Below are 17,671 nucleotides of genomic sequence, written 5' to 3'. Positions count from 1 at the left end.
TGTACAACACCTGTCGTGGTTGTTGCTAGGGTGTCCGCGTGGCCAGGAACCCGGAACGCCGTACCCTGCTCGCCGACGCCGGCCTGCGGATCCTCGCCGCCGCCGGCGCGCGGGGGCTGACCCACCGGGCGGTCGACGCCGAGGCGGGCGTGCCCACCGGCACGACCTCCAACTACTTCCCGTCCCGGTCGGCGCTGCTCGCCGGCCTGGCCGAACGGATCTTCGACCGGATGGCGCCCGACCCGGCGGTGGTGGCCGACCTGGGCCGCCGGGAGCCGTCGCTCGCGCTGGTCACCGACTACCTGCGCGACATCGTCGCCCGCACCACCCGCGAGCCCGACCTCACCCGGGCGCTGTGGGAGCTGCGGCTGGAGGCCGGCCGCCGTCCCGACCTGCGGGCCGCGCTCGGTGACGTGCTCCGCCGGGGGTACGCCGACGACGTCGCCTTCCACGTCGCCGCCGGCCTGCCCGGCGGGGCGTACGAGATCGCGCTGCTGCACTACGCGGTCGACGGGCTCCTGCTCGACCTGCTCACCACCTCGATCGACGCCGGGTTCGACCTCGATCAGGTGGTCTCCACCCTGGTCTCCCGTCTGGTCGGTGGCGCGGACCTCGCCCCCTGAGACCGGCGCCCGACCGGGTTACCCCGGCGTGCGCAGCGGGAACGCTGGCCCGGACGCCACGGACCCGGACGCCACGGAAAGGAGCATCGGATGACCGGAGGCACCGGACTGACCATCGGCGTGCTCGGCTCGTACGGCGGACGCAACCTCGGCGACGAGGCGATCCTCACGGGTCTCCTGGCCGACCTGCGCCAGCACGAGCCGGACGCGCGGATCATCGTGTTCTCCCGCAACCCGGCGCACACCGCGCTGGCCCACCCCGAGGTCGAGGCGGTGCCGTGGGAGGGCGTCAGCCGGGTCGACTCGTCCCAGGTGCTCAACCAGCTCGACCTGCTCGTCCTGGGCGGCGGCGGGATCCTCTACGACAAGGAGGCCCGGCGCTACCTGCGGGTGGTCCGGGTCGCCCAGGAGCGGGGCCTGCCGCTGCTCACGTACGCGGTCGGCGTCGGCCCGCTCACCGACGGGGTGGACACCGGCATGGTCCGCGAGACGCTGGCGCAGGCCGTCGAGGTGACCGTCCGGGACCAGGAGTCGCGGATGGTGCTGGAGGAGGCCGGCCTGGTCAACCCGATCACCGTCACCGGTGACCCGGCGTTCCTGCTCACGCCCGAGGAGTTCCCCGCGCAGTGGCTGCGCGAGGAGGGCGTGCCGGCCGGTTCGCGACTGGTCGGGTTGAGCGTGCGCGAGCCGGGCCGGGCCGCGGAACGCCTCGACGTGGACGGTTACCACCGGCTGCTCGCCCAGATCGGCGACTTCCTGGTGCACCGGATCGACGCGCACGTGCTCTTCGTCCCGATGGAACGCGACGACATCCGGCACTCGCACGGTGTGCTGTCGCACATGATCGCCGCGGACCGGGGCCGGATCCTGCACGGCGACTACCGTCCGGCGCAGATCCTCGGCCTGATGCGGCACTTCGACCTGGCGGTCGGCATGCGGCTGCACTTCCTGATCTTCGCCGCCATGATGAACACGCCGTTCCTGCCGCTGCCGTACGCCGGCAAGGTCTTCGACCTGGCCCAGCGGCTCGGCGTGCCGGCGCTGCGCGGCATGGAGCGGGAGGTGGAGGGCCCGCTGCTGGCCGAGGTGGACCGGTTGTGGGACGAGCGGGCGGCCCGCGCCGACGAGACCGCCCGCCGGGTGGCCGAGGTCTGCGAGCAGGCGCGCGGCACCTCACAGGTGACCCGCAGCGTGCTGGACAGCATCCGGGCCCGCACGCTGACCCCGGTGGCCTGAGCCGGCGCGCTCAGACCGCCGGGCCGCGCCAGGTGTAGACCCAGTCGCGCTCCGGCCGGTCGTCCGACTCCAGCTCGTAGATCTGCGCCTCCGCCAGCCCACCCGCCCCGAGGTGGTGGTGGGTCAGCGGCGGACGGCCGTTGCTGTCCAGCTCGACCGTGACGGTCTCGCCGTCGGCCGCGCCGCCGACCAGGGGAATGTGCACCGTGGAAGCCATGCGCCCATCCTGCCCCGGCCGGCGTGCACGCGCAGCGGATAGCGGGGCAGCGGGCGGGCGGTCCGGCGACTAGGGTCCGGACATGGCGACCCCGACGATCGACCCGACACTCGGTCCGGTCCTCGCCCGCACGGGCGACGAACGGGCGATCCTCGACGCGTTCCTCGACTTCCACCGCGCCACCGTGCTGCGCAAGGCGCGCGGCCTCGCCGACGCCGACGCCGGCCGCCGGCTGGTGCCCTCGCTGACCACGCTGGCCGGGCTGCTCAAGCACCTCGCCCTGGTCGAGGGAAACTGGTTCGCCCGGCTGTTCGCGCCGGAGCCGGGCGACGTCTACCTCACCTCCCAGGCCGACGCCGACGCCAGCTTCACGCTCGGCCCCGACGACACGGTCGAGGCGCTCGCCGCTGCCTACGAGGCGGCCTGCGCCCGGTCCCGCGCCGTCGCCGCCCGCTTCGACCTTGACCACGTGGTGCCGCATCCCCAGCTTGGCGAGGTGTCGCTGCGGTGGGTGCTGGTGCACCTGATCGAGGAGACCGCCCGGCACGCCGGGCACGCCGACATCCTGCGCGAGCTGACCGACGGCGAGACCGGCGCGATCTGAGCGACGGCGAGACCGGCGCGATCTGAAGCGTCGGAGCGGCCTCGTCCCGGGTCCGGCGGGCGCGCTCCGGGCGCGGCGGCACCCGTCGAGCCGCCGGCCCGCGGGTGTCACTCGCGGGGCAGCAGCCCGTCCGGATACTCCATCCCGTCATGGGCGCACGCGGCGGCGGCGACCCGGGCGGCGTAGCGGGCCGCGTCGAGCGGGTCGGCACCCCGCAGCCGGGCCGCGATCAGGCCGGCGGCGAACGCGTCCCCGGCGCCGTTGGTGTCCACCACCGACGCCGGTGGGGTGGCGGCGGGCACGTGCGCCGGCGGCGCGTCCGGGGTGTGCAGCGTCGCGCCGGCCGCCCCGCCGGTGACCAGCACCGTGCGCGGTGCCAGCCCGGCCGCCACCTTGCCGGCCCGCTCGCCCAGCTTCACGTCGCTGACGAACACCAGCCCGGCGGCCTCGGCGAACGGCCGGTGGTAGTCGTTCTCGCCGTCCCAGTCGTGCAGATCGGTGGAGAGGAACGCGGCACCGCGCAGCGTCGGCAGCGCGTCCCGCGCCCAATCGATGATCGACACGTGCGTGTGGGCGGCCCCGGCGACCAGCGCGGCCAGCTCCGCCTCGGCGAACGGCGCCGCCGGGCCGGACCACGGGCGCGGGTCGTACAACGACATCCGCCGGCCGGCCGGGTCGACCAGGTTCACCGACCGGCGGGTGCCGGCCGGCGCGTCCACCAGCACGGTCCGCACCGAGGTACGCGCCAGCGCCGCCCGCACCACGTCGCCGGCCGGGTCGGCGCCCAGCACGTCAACGAGCGTCACCCGCAGGCCGAGCGCGTGCGCGGCCAACGCCACCCCGGCCCCGGTGTTGCCGATCCGCAGCTCGACCGGGGGCACGGTCAGCGAGTCGGCGGCGGGCAGCGGCAGCGCGGGCACCCGGGCGCGTACGTCCACGCCCAGCCCGCCGATCACGAGGAGGTCGGCCATGGCGCCGACGATATCCGCGCCGAGCCGCCTATCCTGGCCCCGGACGTCGCGAGGGGGAGAGCGTGCTGGTCATCCACGGGCTGTGGCTGCCCGGCGCGGGGCTCGCCCTCTGGGCCGAGGACGGCACGCTGCCAGCCGCCGCGCCGCGCCGGCCCGGCCGTGCGCCCCGGGAACGGCCGCACCCGTTCGCCGCCGACCACGCCACGCTGGCCGCCGCGCTCGATCCGCTGCCGGGTGAGCCGATCTCCGTGCTGCTCGGCCTGCCCACCCGCGCCGGCTCGCCGGTGGACTCGCCGGAACTGGTCCGGGCCGCCGTCGGGGATCCGGTCCGTGGCCCGGTCACCCGCGCCGGTTGGCGGGTCCCCGCCCTGGCGTACGCCCCGGACGACGCGTACGCGCTGCTGCGCGCGCCCCGGCCGGACCCGGTCGGGGCCAGCCTGCGCCACCTCGCCGAGCTGGCCGACTTCGCCGCCGACCTGGTCACCCGTGGCCGCCTGCTCCCCACCGTGCTCGCCCTCAAGGAGGGGCCCCCGCTTAACGCCTCCGGTAGAGAAGGGGCCCCCTCTCACCACCCGGCGCGAGCCCGGCGCCGGCTTCGGGCGGTGGCGGAGGCCGACGTGGCGACCGCTCTGGCGCTCTGGCGGCCACTGCTCACCGGCACGGATGCGGGCTGGGCCCGCGACCTGGCGCTGGCCCTGCCCCCGGCGGCCCGCGCCGCCCGCGAGTGGCAGCCGGCGCCGTCGGGTGCGGTTGTCGTCGCCCCGGCAACGACAACCGCACCCATACTGCCGGCCGCCCACCTGCCGGCGCCGCCGAGCAGCGCCGCCGCGCCCCCGCTCGCGGCGACCGACCGGCAGCAGGCAGGCCAGCTCGCGGCGGCCGGTCAGCTCGGGTCGGCCGGGCGGGCGGAGGGCGTGGGGCCGGGCGAGCTGGTGGCGGATGCGCTGGACGCGCTCGTCGACGCCGCCGCCCGGGCGGCCCTGGCCGACACCCGGCTGCACCGGGGCATGCGACCCGGCGGTCCGGTGCCGCGCTGGCTGGCCGCGCTCACCGGCCCGGAGCGCGCCTTCACCACCGAGCCGGCCGCGTTGGCGACGCTGCGGCGCGAGCTGGACGCCTGGCAGCGCGACGCCGCCGGCGGCGCGGTACGGGCCACGTTCCGCCTGGTCGAGCCGGCCGTCGACCCGGTCGCCGAACTGGTCGAGGGCGGCGCGTGGCGGGTGGAGTTCGGTCTGCACCCGACCGACGAGCCGGGGCTGGTGGTCGACGCCGGGCACATCTGGCAGCGGCCCGCGCCCGCGCTCGCCGCGCGCGGCATCGACCCGCAGGAGACGCTGCTGGCGGAGTTGGGCCGGGCCAGCCGGCTCTGGCCGGAGGTGGACGCGGCGCTGCGTACCGCCGCGCCGGAGGGGATGGAGCTGGACGCCGAGGGCGCGCACCGGTTCCTGCGCGAGGGAGCGCCGGTGCTGCACGCGGCCGGGTTCGGGGTGCTGCTGCCGTCCTGGTGGCGGCGTTCCTCGTCCCGTCTCGGCGCCCGGCTGCGGGCGCGCAGCCGCACCGCTCCGGGCGCGGTCGCCACCGCCGCCGGCACGCTGGGGATGGACGCGCTCGTCGACTACCGCTGGGAGGTGGCGCTCGGCGACCAGCCGCTGACCGCCGAGGAGTTGGCCTCGCTGGCCGACCTGAAGTCGCCGCTGGTCCGGCTGCGCGGTCGCTGGGTCGAGCTGGACCCGCAGCGGCTGGAGGCCGGGCTGCGCCTGCTGCGGTCCTCCGGCGAGCTGACCGTGGCGGACCTGCTGCGGATGGGGCTGTCCGGCGAGGAAGGCGGTGGCGAGCTGCCGGTGCTGGACGTGGTCGCCGACGGGGCGCTCGGCGAACTGCTGGCCGGCGAGGCGGAGCGGCGGCTCACCCCGGCCGACCCGCCACCGGGCTTCGTCGGGACGCTGCGGCCGTACCAGCGGCGCGGCCTGGCCTGGCTGACCTTCCTCCAGTCGCTGGGGCTGGGCGGGATCCTCGCCGACGACATGGGGCTGGGCAAGACGGTGCAGCTGCTCGCGTTGCTCGCCGGCGACCCGCCGCAGGCCGGCCCGACGCTGCTGGTGTGCCCGATGTCGCTGGTCGGCAACTGGCAGCGGGAGGCCGCGACGTTCGCGCCGGACCTGCGCGTGCACGTGCACCACGGCGCGGAGCGGACCCGGGGCGAGGAGTTCGGCGCCGCCGTGCGGGACGCGGACCTGGTGCTCACCACCTACTCGGTGGCCGCCCGGGACGCGTTCGACCTGGCCGGCGTGGACTGGCACCGGGTGGTGGTGGACGAGGCACAGGCGATCAAGAACGCCGCGACCCGGCAGGCCGAGGCGGTCCGCGCGCTGCCCGCGCGGCACCGGGTCGCAGTCACCGGTACGCCTGTCGAGAACCGGCTCGCCGACCTCTGGTCGATCATGCAGTTCGCGAATCCGGGGCTGCTCGGCCCGGCCGCGACGTTCCGCAAGCGGTTCGCCGAGCCGATCGAGCGGCACGGCGACGCCGAGGTGGCCGAGCGGCTGCGCCGCGTCACCGGCCCGTTCGTGCTGCGGCGGCTCAAGACCGATCCGTCGATCATCACCGACCTGCCGGAGAAGCTGGAGATGGAGGTGCTCTGCAACCTCACCGCCGAGCAGGCCGCGCTCTACCGGGCCGTGGTCGACGACATGATGGCGAAGATCGAGTCCAGTGACGGGATCGAGCGCCGGGGGCTGGTGCTGGCCACCATGACCCGGCTCAAGCAGGTCTGCAACCATCCCGCCCAGTTGCTGCACGACGGCTCCGCGCTGGCCGGCCGCTCCGGCAAGCTGGAACGGCTCGACGAGATCGTCGACGAGGTGCTCGCGGCGGACGAGCGGGCGCTGCTCTTCACCCAGTACGCGGAGTTCGGCGGGATGCTGCGCGGGCACCTGTCGGCGCGTACCGGCCGGGAGGTGCTGTTCCTGCACGGCGGTGTCGGCAAGGCCGAGCGGGACGCCATGGTCACCCGGTTCCAGTCGCCGGACGGCCCGCCGCTGTTCGTGCTCTCGCTCAAGGCCGGCGGCACCGGGCTCACGCTGACGGCCGCCAACCACGTGGTGCACGTGGACCGCTGGTGGAACCCGGCGGTCGAGGATCAGGCCACCGACCGGGCGTTCCGCATCGGCCAGCGCCGCCGCGTGCAGGTGCGCAAGTTCGTCTGCGCCGGCACGGTGGAGGAGAAGGTGGCCGCGATGATCGCCGACAAGCGGAACCTGGCCCGGTCGGTGGTGGGCAGCGGCGAGCAGTGGGTCACCGAGTTGTCCACCGCGACGCTGCGGGAGCTGTTCACGCTGGAGGCCGGGGCGGTGGTCGAGTGAGCACGGGTCCCCGCTTCGACGAGTACGGACCGCCGCTGCGGGTCGAGGGTGGGCTGCGGGCGCGTAGCACCCGGGGCACGATCGGGCGGTCCTGGTGGTCGCGGCGGTTCCTGGAGGTGCTGGAGTCGTTCGCGCTCGGCACCCGGCTCACCCGGGGTCGGGCGTACGCGCGCCGGGGGCAGGTGCTCCGGCTGGACGTCGCGCCCGGACTCGTCACCGCCGAGGTGCAGGGGTCGCGGCCGACTCCGTACCCGGTGCGGATCGGGCTGTCCGCGTACCCGGAGGAGGTTTGGCGTCGGATCGAGGCGGAGCTGGCCGGGCAGGCGTTCTTCAGCGCCCGGCTGCTCGCCGGTGACCTGCCGGCGGAGCTGGAGGAGTTGTTCGCCGCGGCGGGCGCGCCGCTGTTCCCGGCCGAGGTGGGCGAGCTGGCGCAGCGCTGCGGTTGCCCCGACTTCGCGGTGCCGTGCAAGCACCTGGCGGCCACGTTCTACCTGCTCGCCGAGGCGTTCGACGCGGACCCGTTCCGGCTGCTGCACTGGCGCGGCCGATCCCGGGCCGACCTGCTGGATCGGCTGCGGACGCTACGCGGGGTCCGGCCCGACGGGTCGGCGGCGGCGTCGACCGGGTCGGTGGACCAGCCGGCCGGGATGGCGATGTCGTCGTCGACCGGGTCGGTGGACCAGCCGGCCGGGTCGGCGGCGGCGTCGACCGGGTCGGTGGACCAGCCGGCCGGGACGGCAGCGGCGTCGTCGGCGGGGTCGGTGGACCAGCCGGCCGGGGCGGCGTCGTCGGTGACCGGCGCCGGGCGGGTGCTGGCCGGGTTGGCGCCGATCGAGCCGGCGGCGGAGCTGGACCGGTTCTGGCTCTCACCGGTGGCGCTGCCCGACCGTCCGCCCACCCTGGACACCGGCCCGGAGCTGCTGTTGCGGCAGCTCGGCCCACCCGGCGCCGAGATCGGTGGACCGGGTCTGGCCGAGCGGCTGCGCCGCGCGTACCGGGAGTTCCGCGGACCGACCGGTTGAGCGGGTGCCCCACCTCCACCGGAGGCGTTGAGCGGGGGCCCGTGCCTGCGCTCACCGCAGGCGGTGGCGGAAGCGCCACATCAGGGCCGCGTTGGCGACCAGCACCGTGGCGCAGATCGCCCCGGCCAACCGCCCGGCCAGCACGGTCATCGCCGGCAGCGAGGCCCACAGCGTGATCGTCAACAGCATCAGGTACCGGCCCCGGCGACCCCTGATCCGGTTGTCCAACCGGGCGAAGAACCGCGGATCGCTCTCCCGTAGCTGGCGGGTGATCTGTTCGAACCTGCGCTGATCCTCTTGGCTGAGCATGACGATGCCTTCCCCTCACGGCTTCAGCGGTTCGGCGGCTTACCCGGATTCCCCGCCCGTCACGCCCCCTGCCCCTGCTCGTTTCCCTCCACCCCCGACGACGAGCGCCCGTTTTCACGGAAAGAGTGGCCATCCGAGGCGGAATGGCCACTCTTTCCGTGAATCTGCGCGCCGGGCGGGTGGGGGAGGGTGAGGGAGTCGCGGGGGGAGGCGCGGGGGAGGCGGGGTGGGGGAGAGGGGTAGGGGAGGCTTAGCGGTGCCTTAAGTTTGCCTGTGGGGGTGAACGGGGGGTGAGGGCCCGATGGCGGGCGAAACCTCGCGTCGGGGTGGTTGGCGGGTGAGTCGGCCCTGCTCCGGGGGGTGCCGGGGGGAGGGGGCGACGTCGGGTGGCCCGCGCCGGGCCTGAGCACCGTCTTAAGTGTGCTCAGGAGCCGCTCCGGGCCGCCTTGAGCAGCCGGTCCGGCCTGGCTACTTTCCCGTAGCAACTCTCCGGCAACCGTCGCCGCCCCTCCCACCCAACCCCCGGGTGGCAGGCGTGCCGGCGCTCGAAGAAAACGGGATAGCTACATGGCCGACCTGAACGTGCCACCGCGTCGACCTCGGGACGACCGCGGCTGGGACGGATACCAGCACCCCCATCCGGACGGGTACCGCGACCTGGGCGCCACCGCCCCGTACGCCGGCGGTCACCCCGCCACGGCGCCGCAGCCCGCCCCGGGCCCCCAGTGGGTCGGACCGAACGGCTTCGCCCCGGCCGGCCACGCGCCCGGCGCGGGTCACCCCCAGCCGCACCCCGGCTACGCCCAGCCCGCCGGTGGGTACCCGCCGCCGGCCGGCCCGGGACTGCCCAACCTGGACGACGACTCCGACGACGCCCCGAGTCGTGGCCGGCGTCGTGCCCTCGCCACGCTCGGCGGCGCGGCGGTGGTCGCCGGCGGCGCGGCCTTCGCGCTCTCCCCGCAGCTTCGTGGCCTGTTCTCGGACGACGTGGCGGCCGGTGACGCCACCGGCACGGTGACCACCGACGGCACCCAGGCGCGGCCCAGCGGCCAGCAGCCCAGCACGGTGCGGACCTACACCGAGCAGAACGAGAGCTACATGGGCTCCCGGGCGGGCGCGGCGCTCAAGCGCAACGCCCCGACCGGCGGCCGGATCTTCGGCAGCCCGGCGGCTGCCGCGGCGGCGACCGAGGTGACCGTGAAGACGGTGCTCGCCAAGGACCCGATCCGCCACCTGGCCAGCCGGACCACGTTCGGCCCGACGCCCAGGGTGATCGCCGACATCAAGAAGCTCGGCATCGACAACTGGCTGCGCCAGCAGTTGGAGCCGGAGAAGATCGCCCCGACCAAGGGTGAGCTGAAGCTGGCCGAGCTGCCCTCGCTGAAGCTCAGCCCGACCCAGCTCCGCGACCAGCGCGACCAGCTCAACGAGCGCGGCGTCGACCCGGCCCGGGAGACGGTGGACGCCACCATCGCCCGGCAGATCTGGTCCGACCGCCAGCTCTTCGAGGTGATGGTCGACTTCTGGAACGACTTCCTGCACGTGGCGGCCGACTTCGACGGCGGCGAGACGTACCGCAACTCGTTCGACAAGGACGTCGTCCGCAAGTACGCGCTGGGCAGCTACCCGGACATGCTGGTCGCCGCGAACAAGCACCCGGCGCTGCTGCTCTACCTGAACCAGGTCGACTCGCGCAAGGACGCGATCAACGAGAACCTGGCCCGGGAGAACCTGGAGCTGTACTCGGTCGGCGTCGACGGCGGCTACACCGAGAAGGACGTGCGGCAGGCCGCCATGCTCCAGACCGGGCGGGGCGTCGCGGACGGCAAGTACATGTTCTTCGGCGACCGGCACTACGTCGGCAAGGTGAAGATCCTCGGGTTCAGCCACGCCAACAACTCGAACGACCCGAAGGTCGCCGACAAGGTGATCGACTCGTACATCAGGTACATCGCGCTGCACCCGTCGACCGCGAAGTACGTGGCCCAGAACCTGGCCACCCGGTTCGTCTCCGACACGCCGCCGAAGTCGATCGTGGACCGGCTGGCGAAGGCGTACACCACCAACAAGGGCCAGATCCGGCCGGTGCTGGCGACGCTGTTCAGCTCCTCGGAGTTCTGGGCCGCCGTCGGCCAGAAGGTCCGCCGCCCGATGGAGTACCTGGTCGCCACGTACCGGTCGCTGGGCGTGGGCCCGGACGCGACCGCCGGGTTCGAGGGCGACCAGCGGCGTACGCCGTTCGCGCAGGGCCTGCGGCAGATCCAGGACAAGATGCGCGAGCTGGGCCAGTACCCGATGGGCAAGCCCACCCCGGACGGCTACGCCGACGTCTACCTGGCCTGGACCTCGGCCGGCACCATGGTCGACGGCTGGAACGAGGCCGGCGACCTGCTCGGCGGCTATCGTAAGCAGTTCACCTACGTGAAGCCGGAGAAGCTGGTGGCGAAGCCGCCGACGACCGCCGGGGCGTACGTGGACGCGTTGGCGCAGAAGCTCGTGCACCAGAAGCTGAGCGCCAAGGAGAAGAAGCTCGTGCTCGCCGTGGCCGGGGTGTCCGAGGGCGCCAAGGTCGACGCCACCTTCAACGGGGCCATCGCCGCGGTCGCGCGGACGATCCTCGCGTCCCCCCAGCACCACCTCCGGTGAGGCATTCGATGGAGATGACCGTGAACCCGTACCCCCTGCACCCCGAATGCCCCGACGTGCGGCGACTGGCCGACAACCCGGCCGAGGCGCTGCTGCGCGCGGAGGCGGACATCGTCGCGGCCGAGAACGCGGCCGAGGCCGACCGGTACCGCCGGCTGGAGGAGGTCGAGGAGGCCCAGCAGGACGGCCGGGGCGTCACCCGGCGTACCTTCGTGGCCGGCGCGGCGGCCACCGCGACCGCGCTGGCGACCGCGCAGTTCGTGACCACCTCGGCGTCGTTCGCGGCGACCAAGACCGGCACGCTGATCCACGTCTTCCTCTACGGCGGGCTGGACGGCCTGAGCCTGGTCGCCCCGGCGAACGACCCGGTGCTCGGCAAGTCCCGCCCCGACCTGCTGCTCGGCAACGACTCGCTGGCCCTGGCCCGCGGCTTCAAGCTGACCAGCGCGTTCGCCCCGCTGGAGAAGTGGCTCAAGGCCGGCCAGCTCGGCTTCGTGCCGGCCGTGTCGGACCCGCGGCTGTCCCGCAGCCACTTCCAGGCCGCCGACGCCTGCAACCTGGGTGGCCTGCCCGGCGAGACCGGCGGCCGGGGCTGGCTGGACAGCCTGGTCGACACGCTCGGCAAGGGCACCGCGTTCCGCAGCGTCGGGATCGGCAGCACGCTGCCCCGCTCGCTTGTCGGCGTGAACGGCGCGATCTCCCTCAACAACGTCGGTGAGCTGCGGCTCAACGGCGACGACAAGTACCGCGCGGCCACCGAGAAGGCGATCCGCGGCCTGTTCACCGGCATCAACCACCCGGTGGAGGAGGCGGTCATCGAGGGCATGGGCGCGCTGTCCACCGCCCAGAAGCTCGCCGCCAAGCCGTACGCCGCCGCGGCCGGCGTCAAGTACGAGGGCGTCGGGAACGCGTTCCAGCAGCTCGCCCAGCTCATCAAGGGCGGGGCGAACGTGCGGGTGGCGACCGTCGGCATGGGCGGCTACGACACCCACGAGAACCAGGGCACCAGCGAGGGCGGCCAGCTCTGGCGGCGGCTCAACGAGCTGGCCAACGCCATGGCCGCGTTCTTCACCGACCTGGGTGACAAGGCCGCGGACGTGACGGTCATGGTGTCCAGCGAGTTCGGCCGGCGGGTCGCCTCGAACAGCGGCGGCACCGACCACGGGCACGGCGGCGTGGTCACCGTGCTGTCCGGGCGCAAGCTCGCCGGCTCGCTGCTGGGCACCTGGAACGGCCTGGACAAGTTGGACAGCGGCGACGTGCCGGAGTACAACAACATGTTCAACGTCTACGGGTCGGTGGCGCAGGGCCGCTTCGGCCTGACCGCCGCCCAGGTGGACAAAGTCTTCCCCCGGCAGAAGTTCACCCCGATCAAGATGTACGCGTGACGTATCAGCACACCGACGCCGCCGGCCGTCGTACCGGGCACTCCGCCCCGTACGGCGGCCGTCCGGCTGCTCCCGTACCACCGGGCCGGCCGCGTCGCGGGCCCGGCGGCCGGCGGGCGCTGGCGGCGGCGTTCTGGCTCGGTCTGGTCGTCGCGGTCCTGCCGTGGTGGCTGGCCACCCCGGCCGGCTCGCTGGCGGACACCGCCGACCTGCTCACCGCCGGTGGCCGGATCACCGGCCTGATCGCCGGTTACCTGCTGCTGGTGCAGGTGCTGGCGATGAGCCGGCTCGGCGTGCTGGAACGGGCGCTGGGCGGCGAGCGGATCTCCCGCCTGCACCGGGACCTCGGCGCCACGTTACTGGTGGCGGTGCTCACGCACACCGCGCTGCTGCTGGTGGGCTACGCCCGGCAGGAGCGCAACTCCGTGTTCGGCGAGATCGGCGCGCTGCTCACCGACTACGAGGACATGCTCTCCGCGTTCGGGGCCGCCGGGATCATGGTGGTGGTCGGGTTCACCGCGGTCCGCGGCATCCGCCGCCGGCTGCCCTACGAACTCTGGTACGCGCTGCACCTGACCAGCTATCTCACCCTGCTGCTCGGCTACGCGCACCAGTTCAGCAACGGCGCCCAGCTCTACGAGCCGGGGCCGGTGCGCACCGGCTGGATCGCCGCGTACCTGCTGGTGGTGGCCGCGCTGGCGTGGGGCCGGATCATCGCGCCGCTGGTGTTCAACCTGCGGCACAAGCTGCGGGTGGCCGACGTGGTGGCGGAGAGCCCGGACACCGTCTCGGTCTACCTGACCGGGCAGCGGCTCAACCAGATCGACATGCTCGGCGGCCAGTACTTCCGCTGGCGGTTCCTCAACCCCGGCGGCTGGTGGCAGTCGCACCCGTTCTCGGTCTCGGCGGCGGCCAACGGCCGCTGGCTGCGGCTCACCGTGAAGGTGGTCGGCGGGCACACCGCCGACCTGCGCGACCTCACCCCGGGCACCCGGGTGTGGGCGGAGGGCCCGTCCGGCACGTTCACCGCCGCGCACCGCACCCGGGAGCGGGCGCTGCTCATCGCCGGCGGCAGTGGCATCGCGCCGCTGCGGGCCATGCTGGAGGAGCTGCCGCCCGGCGCGGCGCTGATCTACCGCGCGCGTACCCCGGCCGACGTGCTGCTGCACCAGGAGCTGGACTGGCTCGCCCAGGCCCGGCAGACCTCGGTCTGGTACGTCATCGGCCGCCGCGACGACCCCGGGCCGCGCCAGGTGATGAACCCGGAGGGGCTGCGCCACCTGGTGCCCGACCTGACCCGCCGCGACGTCTACCTGTGCGGGCCGGGCGGCCTGGTCGACGAGACCGTGCGGGCGCTGCGGGCGGCCGGCGTGCCCCGCCGCCAGATCCACCTCACCGCGTTCGAGCTGTAGGAAGGCATCCACCATGCGTCGCGCGCTGATCGCGATCACCGGACTGGCCGCCGGCACCACCGCGCTGGTGGTCCTCAAGGGCGGCCCCGGCGCCGGGCAGGCCACCGCCGGTGACGTGCCGGCCGCGTCGGCCCCGGTCGCGCCGGGCGGCTCACCCGCGCCCGACGCCCTGCCGCCCACGGCGGCCGGCGTGACGCCGTCGGCGGCGCCCAGCACCTCGGCGAAGCCGAGCGCGAAGCCCTCCGCCGACCGGACCCCGGCGACCCGGACCAGCACCCGGACCCGGACCGCCCCGGCCGCGCCGAAGACCACCACGAAGGCGCCGAAGCCCACCACGCGGACGGTCACCGGGCCGACCGTCACCTACCGGTACGGGTCGTTGCGGGTGCAGATCACGCTGAGCGGCAGCCGCATCGTCGACGCGACCGGGCTGGACATGCCGGTCGGCGGCCAGGAGGGGCAGCGCGCCGACGACGTGCAGGCCCGCTACAGCGGCAGCTCCGGCGAGGTGGTGGCGAAGCAGAGCGCCAGCCTGAACACCGTCTCCGGCGCCACGTACACCAGCACCGCGTACAAGCAGTCGTTGCAGTCCGCCCTCGACAGGGCGTGACGCGGTTGGCCGCCGCCGGCCGGCCCGGCCTGCGTCGGGTCGAGCAGATCATGGGTACGGCGATCAGCCTCGACCTGGCCGACGACCTGCCCGCCGCCACGTCGCACGAGCTGGCCGAGCGCACGTTCGACTGGCTGCGCGAGGTGGACGCCCGGTTCAGCACGTACCGGGACGACAGCGAGGTGTGCCGGCTGGACCGGGGCGAGCTGCGGGCGGTCGACGCCTCCGATGACCTGCGGGCGGTGCTGGCGCGCTGCGCCGACCTGTGGACGGCCACGGACGGCTTCTTCGACGCGTACGCCACCGGGCGGCTGGACCCGTCCGGCTACGTGAAGGGGTGGGCGGCACAGATCGCCTCGGACCGGCTGGTGGCGGCCGGCGCCCCGAACCACTGCGTGAACGCGGGTGGCGACGTCCGGGTCCGGGGGCACAGCCCGACCGGCGAGCCGTGGCGGATCGGCGTGCGGCATCCGTGGGACCCGGCGGCCACCTGCCTGGTGCTGACCGGCACCGACCTGGCGGTCGCCACCAGCGGTGTCTACGAGCGCGGCCACCACGTGGTCGACCCGCGCCGGGGCACGCCGGCGGTCGGCCTGCGTTCGGTCACCGTGGTCGGCCCGGACCTGGGCGTGGCGGACGCGTACGCGACGGCGGCGGTGGCCATGGGCGAGCCTGGCATCGCCTGGCTGGACCGCCTTCCCGCGTCCTGGCGGCACGCCGTGGTGACGGACGACGCCCGCCTCCTCCGCTCCCACGCCCTCCCCGCAACCTCCTGACCCCCCGGATGCTCTGTTTCACGGAAAGAGTGCCTATCCGGCCGCGCACAGGCCCTCTTTCCGTGAAACAGCGCGAAGGGGGACAGCGCGAAGGGGGACAGCGCGAAGGGGGACAACGGGGGCGCGGGTCAGCGGAGGGGGCGGTGGAGGATGGCGGGGCGGGAGCCTGGGGGGCGGGCACCCGGGGGGCGGGCGCCGCGGGGGCGGGTGAAGGCCCACAGGTGCGGGCGGCGGCGGTGGTGCGGTGGTGGCTCGGTGCCGCCGGTGTGGCGGGCCGCGTCGTCCCTGGACATCCTCAACCCCCGCTCTGGCGCGTCCGCGCCCTCGCCAGGCTCAACGAGCCCGGTGCCGGGGAGTCGCTCTCGGCGACAGTCGGGTCAGCGACCCCGGCGGGGCAGCGGGAGGTGACCGGGGAACAGCTCCGGGGTGAGCGTGACGCCGGCTGCCCGCAACGCCGCGATCAGCGCGTTCTGCACCAGGTAGGAGTCGGGGAGCTGCCAGCGGGCCTGCTCCGGGGCGACCGCCCAGCGCACCGCGCCCTCGGGCAGTCGGGTGGGCGGGGCCGGGATCCACGAGCCGGGGCCGTGCCGCACCACGTGGAAGCAGTGTTCCAGCTCCGGTCGCAGCGGGTCGCCGGGGCGGACCAGGAACATCCAGCGGCCGGTCGGGGTGACCAGCACCGGCCCGCGTACGCCGAAGCCGGCCGGGTGGGCGGCGACCGTCTCCAGCACCTGCCGGCCCAGGTGGGCGGCGACCTCCAGCACGTCGAACGCGCGCCCGGTGGGCAGCAGCACCCCGTGCGGACGACTGCGCCACCAGGTGGCCACCCGGGCCGGGTCGGCGCTGGCCGCGTGGTCCCACTCCTCCAGCGCGGGGTGGCAGCCCACCGTGGGGCAGCCGGCCCGGCCGCAGACGAAGCGACTGTTGGCGAGGCAGGCGCCGGGCGTGACCGGCCAGCCGTGCAGCGCGTACCGGATCGCGACCCGTCGCAGCCGCACCCGCTCCAGCGGCGACAGGTGAGCGACGCGCGGTCGGACGTTCCCCCACATGTGTGCCATCCCCTCTCGCCCCACCGAATCGTCCACCGCCACGCGTCGAGAACCGTCACTGCCGTAACCCGGGATCGTTGACCTGACGAATGGCCGGTGCAACTTGCACGAAAACTATGAGAACTGGCTGGACGGCTGACGTACAACCTGTGCGACCAGGGCAAATCTGGTGAACGTGCGGTGACCGGCCGACGCCGACCGGGGGAGGAGTGGGGATGGACGAACTACCCATAGGCCGGCGGGTGGCGTACTGGCGGAGTCGTCGCAAGATGTCCCAACAGGTCTTCGCCGACCGGCTCGGCAAGTCCAAGAGCTGGGTGGACAAGGTGGAGCGCGGGGTCCGCCGGTTGGACAAGTTCTCCGTGCTCTACGAGATCGCCGACATCCTCCAGATCGACGTGCAACTGCTGCACGGCAAGGACCCGGAGCGCCGCAGCGACGCGCTCAACTGCATCGACCAGGTCGAGGTGGAGGAGATCCGCTCCGCCCTGGAGCGCTACGACTCGATGAGCGCCTACTTCGACGCGGCGCCGTACCCGCCACCGCTCGCCGACATGCGCAAGGCGGTCAACCACGCCTGGCTCACGTACCAGTACGGCCGCTACGGCATGCTCACCCGGGCGCTGCCCAAGCTGCTGCGCGACGCCCAGGCGGCGGACGCCGTCTACGGCGGCGACGACCAGGGTCGGGAGGCCGCCCACCTGCTCGGGCAGGTCTACCAGATCGCCTCCTCGGTGCTGCGCAAGCTGGGCGAGTGCAATCTGGCCTGGCTGGCCGCCGACCGCTCGATGGCGGTCGCCCAGCGGGCCGACGACCCGCTGCTCGCCGGCATCGCCACCACCCGGGTCTGCAACGCGCTCGTCGCGATGGGCCGCCCCCGCCCCGCGCTCGAACTCAACGTGCGGATCGCCGACCGGCTCGCCCCCGGCAGCGACGCCGACGCCCAGCCCGAGCGTCTCTCGGTCTACGGCTCGCTGCTGCTCCAGGGCGCCATGGCCGCCGCCCGGATCGGCGACTCGGCGACCGTGGACGACCTGATCAGCGGCGCCGCCGAGGCGGCCGTCCTGCTCGGCGGCGACCACAACCACTACTGGACGTCGTTCGGGCCGACCAACCTGGAGCTGCACCGCGCCGCCGCGGCGGTCGAGCTGGGCGACGGCGGCCGGGCGGTGGAGACCCACCAGCGGCTGCCCACCGCGGCGTTCAACGCGCTCCTGCCGGAGCGGCGCGCGCACCACCTGCTCGACCTGGCCCGGGGGTACGCCCAGATCGGCGACGTCGCCAACGCCGGCGACATGCTGTTGCAGGGCGACCGGCTCGCGCCCTCCGAGATCCGGTGCCGGCCCATCGCCCACGAACTGATGTCGGACGTGCTCCGTCGCACAAGGGGTGCGCCGCCCGCGCCGATTGCGGAGTTGGCTGAGCACATGGGAGTCGGAGTATGAG

14 protein-coding genes and 2 pseudogenes are annotated in these 17,671 nt (G+C 74.4%); 12 read left to right on the top strand and 4 right to left on the bottom strand.

Annotated elements, in window-relative coordinates; translation table 11 throughout:
* Positions 1–38: 38 nt before the first annotated feature.
* A complete protein-coding gene (locus ACZ6O5_RS20525; RefSeq protein ID WP_465979211.1) occupies positions 39–623 on the top strand; it encodes a TetR/AcrR family transcriptional regulator in 585 nt (194 codons plus the stop codon).
* A 90-nt stretch (positions 624–713) separates the two neighbouring features.
* The gene (locus ACZ6O5_RS20520) at positions 714–1,859 is read left to right on the top strand and encodes a polysaccharide pyruvyl transferase family protein (RefSeq protein WP_465979209.1); all 1,146 of its coding nucleotides are present in this window, start codon (positions 714–716) and stop codon (positions 1,857–1,859) included.
* A gap of 10 nt (positions 1,860–1,869) precedes the next feature.
* Here the strand turns inward: ACZ6O5_RS20520 and ACZ6O5_RS20515 are convergent, their stop codons facing one another.
* A complete protein-coding gene (locus tag ACZ6O5_RS20515; protein WP_465979207.1) occupies positions 1,870–2,076 on the bottom strand; it encodes a hypothetical protein in 207 nt (68 codons plus the stop codon).
* A gap of 82 nt (positions 2,077–2,158) precedes the next feature.
* Between ACZ6O5_RS20515 and ACZ6O5_RS20510 the strand changes: the two genes are divergently transcribed.
* Positions 2,159–2,680, top strand: a complete 522-nt coding sequence (locus tag ACZ6O5_RS20510; protein ID WP_465979205.1) for a DinB family protein — start codon at positions 2,159–2,161, stop codon at positions 2,678–2,680.
* 107 nt (positions 2,681–2,787) lie between these two features.
* Here ACZ6O5_RS20510 and ACZ6O5_RS20505 read toward each other — a convergent pair whose 3' ends face one another.
* Positions 2,788–3,651: a carbohydrate kinase family protein gene (locus ACZ6O5_RS20505; protein ID WP_465979203.1), complete on the bottom strand. Its 864-nt coding sequence runs from the start codon at positions 3,649–3,651 to the stop codon at positions 2,788–2,790.
* Between the two features lie 62 nt (positions 3,652–3,713).
* Here ACZ6O5_RS20505 and ACZ6O5_RS20500 point away from each other — a divergent pair.
* The 3 genes and pseudogenes from ACZ6O5_RS20500 to ACZ6O5_RS20490 form a co-directional block, all read left to right on the top strand.
* Positions 3,714–4,161: pseudogene (locus ACZ6O5_RS20500) on the top strand (ATP-dependent helicase); the annotation flags it as partial.
* Positions 4,162–4,274: 113 nt separating this feature from the next.
* A pseudogene (locus ACZ6O5_RS20495) lies at positions 4,275–7,013 on the top strand (DEAD/DEAH box helicase); the annotation flags it as partial.
* The gene (locus tag ACZ6O5_RS20490) at positions 7,010–8,035 is read left to right on the top strand and encodes an SWIM zinc finger family protein (protein ID WP_465979201.1); all 1,026 of its coding nucleotides are present in this window, start codon (positions 7,010–7,012) and stop codon (positions 8,033–8,035) included. The pseudogene ACZ6O5_RS20495 and the gene ACZ6O5_RS20490, both read left to right, overlap by 4 nt.
* A gap of 51 nt (positions 8,036–8,086) precedes the next feature.
* Here ACZ6O5_RS20490 and ACZ6O5_RS20485 read toward each other — a convergent pair whose 3' ends face one another.
* Positions 8,087–8,344, bottom strand: coding sequence for a DUF3040 domain-containing protein (locus ACZ6O5_RS20485; protein ID WP_281936927.1), 258 nt, complete (start codon positions 8,342–8,344; stop codon positions 8,087–8,089).
* A gap of 567 nt (positions 8,345–8,911) precedes the next feature.
* Between ACZ6O5_RS20485 and ACZ6O5_RS20480 the strand changes: the two genes are divergently transcribed.
* From ACZ6O5_RS20480 to ACZ6O5_RS20460, 5 genes are read left to right on the top strand one after another with little or no spacing between them, the layout of a single operon-like run.
* On the top strand, positions 8,912–10,990 hold the full coding sequence (locus tag ACZ6O5_RS20480; protein ID WP_465979199.1) for a DUF1800 domain-containing protein: 2,079 nt from the start codon (positions 8,912–8,914) through the stop codon (positions 10,988–10,990).
* A gap of 14 nt (positions 10,991–11,004) precedes the next feature.
* On the top strand, positions 11,005–12,378 hold the full coding sequence (locus ACZ6O5_RS20475; protein ID WP_425787876.1) for a DUF1501 domain-containing protein: 1,374 nt from the start codon (positions 11,005–11,007) through the stop codon (positions 12,376–12,378).
* Positions 12,375–13,790 carry a ferredoxin reductase family protein gene (locus ACZ6O5_RS20470; RefSeq protein ID WP_465979197.1) on the top strand — a complete coding sequence of 472 codons (1,416 nt, stop codon included), beginning with the start codon at positions 12,375–12,377 and terminating at the stop codon, positions 13,788–13,790. The genes ACZ6O5_RS20475 and ACZ6O5_RS20470 overlap by 4 nt, the downstream gene beginning before the upstream one ends.
* A 13-nt stretch (positions 13,791–13,803) precedes the next feature.
* Positions 13,804–14,400: an FMN-binding protein gene (locus ACZ6O5_RS20465; RefSeq protein ID WP_465979195.1), complete on the top strand. Its 597-nt coding sequence runs from the start codon at positions 13,804–13,806 to the stop codon at positions 14,398–14,400.
* 50 nt (positions 14,401–14,450) lie between these two features.
* The gene (locus ACZ6O5_RS20460) at positions 14,451–15,176 is read left to right on the top strand and encodes an FAD:protein FMN transferase (RefSeq protein WP_465979570.1); all 726 of its coding nucleotides are present in this window, start codon (positions 14,451–14,453) and stop codon (positions 15,174–15,176) included.
* Positions 15,177–15,553: 377 nt separating this feature from the next.
* On the opposite strand, the gene ACZ6O5_RS20455 is transcribed toward ACZ6O5_RS20460, so the two are convergent.
* Positions 15,554–16,225, bottom strand: a complete 672-nt coding sequence (locus ACZ6O5_RS20455) for a bifunctional DNA primase/polymerase (protein ID WP_107155866.1) — start codon at positions 16,223–16,225, stop codon at positions 15,554–15,556.
* 215 nt (positions 16,226–16,440) lie between these two features.
* On the opposite strand from ACZ6O5_RS20455, the gene ACZ6O5_RS20450 reads away from it, so the two are divergent.
* The gene (locus ACZ6O5_RS20450; RefSeq protein WP_465979193.1) at positions 16,441–17,670 is read left to right on the top strand and encodes a helix-turn-helix domain-containing protein; all 1,230 of its coding nucleotides are present in this window, start codon (positions 16,441–16,443) and stop codon (positions 17,668–17,670) included.
* Position 17,671 lies beyond the last annotated feature (1 nt).

Source organism: Micromonospora sp. NPDC049201, assembly GCF_055586805.1.
Note: the sequence above shows the minus strand (reverse complement) of the source record. Positions and strands in the feature narration are given on the sequence as shown.

Bases quoted from the DNA above. Each gene is read 5' to 3' on its own strand.
- ACZ6O5_RS20520 (WP_465979209.1), top strand. From the start codon at position 714: ATGACCGGAGGCACCGGACTGACCATCGGCGTGCTCGGCTCGTACGGC.
- ACZ6O5_RS20515 (WP_465979207.1), bottom strand. From the start codon at position 2,076: ATGGCTTCCACGGTGCACATTCCCCTGGTCGGCGGCGCGGCCGACGGC.
- ACZ6O5_RS20510 (WP_465979205.1), top strand. From the start codon at position 2,159: ATGGCGACCCCGACGATCGACCCGACACTCGGTCCGGTCCTCGCCCGC.
- ACZ6O5_RS20505 (WP_465979203.1), bottom strand. From the start codon at position 3,651: ATGGCCGACCTCCTCGTGATCGGCGGGCTGGGCGTGGACGTACGCGCC.
- ACZ6O5_RS20485 (WP_281936927.1), bottom strand. From the start codon at position 8,344: ATGCTCAGCCAAGAGGATCAGCGCAGGTTCGAACAGATCACCCGCCAG.
- ACZ6O5_RS20480 (WP_465979199.1), top strand. From the start codon at position 8,912: ATGGCCGACCTGAACGTGCCACCGCGTCGACCTCGGGACGACCGCGGC.
- ACZ6O5_RS20475 (WP_425787876.1), top strand. From the start codon at position 11,005: ATGACCGTGAACCCGTACCCCCTGCACCCCGAATGCCCCGACGTGCGG.
- ACZ6O5_RS20465 (WP_465979195.1), top strand. From the start codon at position 13,804: ATGCGTCGCGCGCTGATCGCGATCACCGGACTGGCCGCCGGCACCACC.
- ACZ6O5_RS20460 (WP_465979570.1), top strand. From the start codon at position 14,451: ATGGGTACGGCGATCAGCCTCGACCTGGCCGACGACCTGCCCGCCGCC.
- ACZ6O5_RS20455 (WP_107155866.1), bottom strand. From the start codon at position 16,225: ATGTGGGGGAACGTCCGACCGCGCGTCGCTCACCTGTCGCCGCTGGAG.
- ACZ6O5_RS20450 (WP_465979193.1), top strand. From the start codon at position 16,441: ATGGACGAACTACCCATAGGCCGGCGGGTGGCGTACTGGCGGAGTCGT.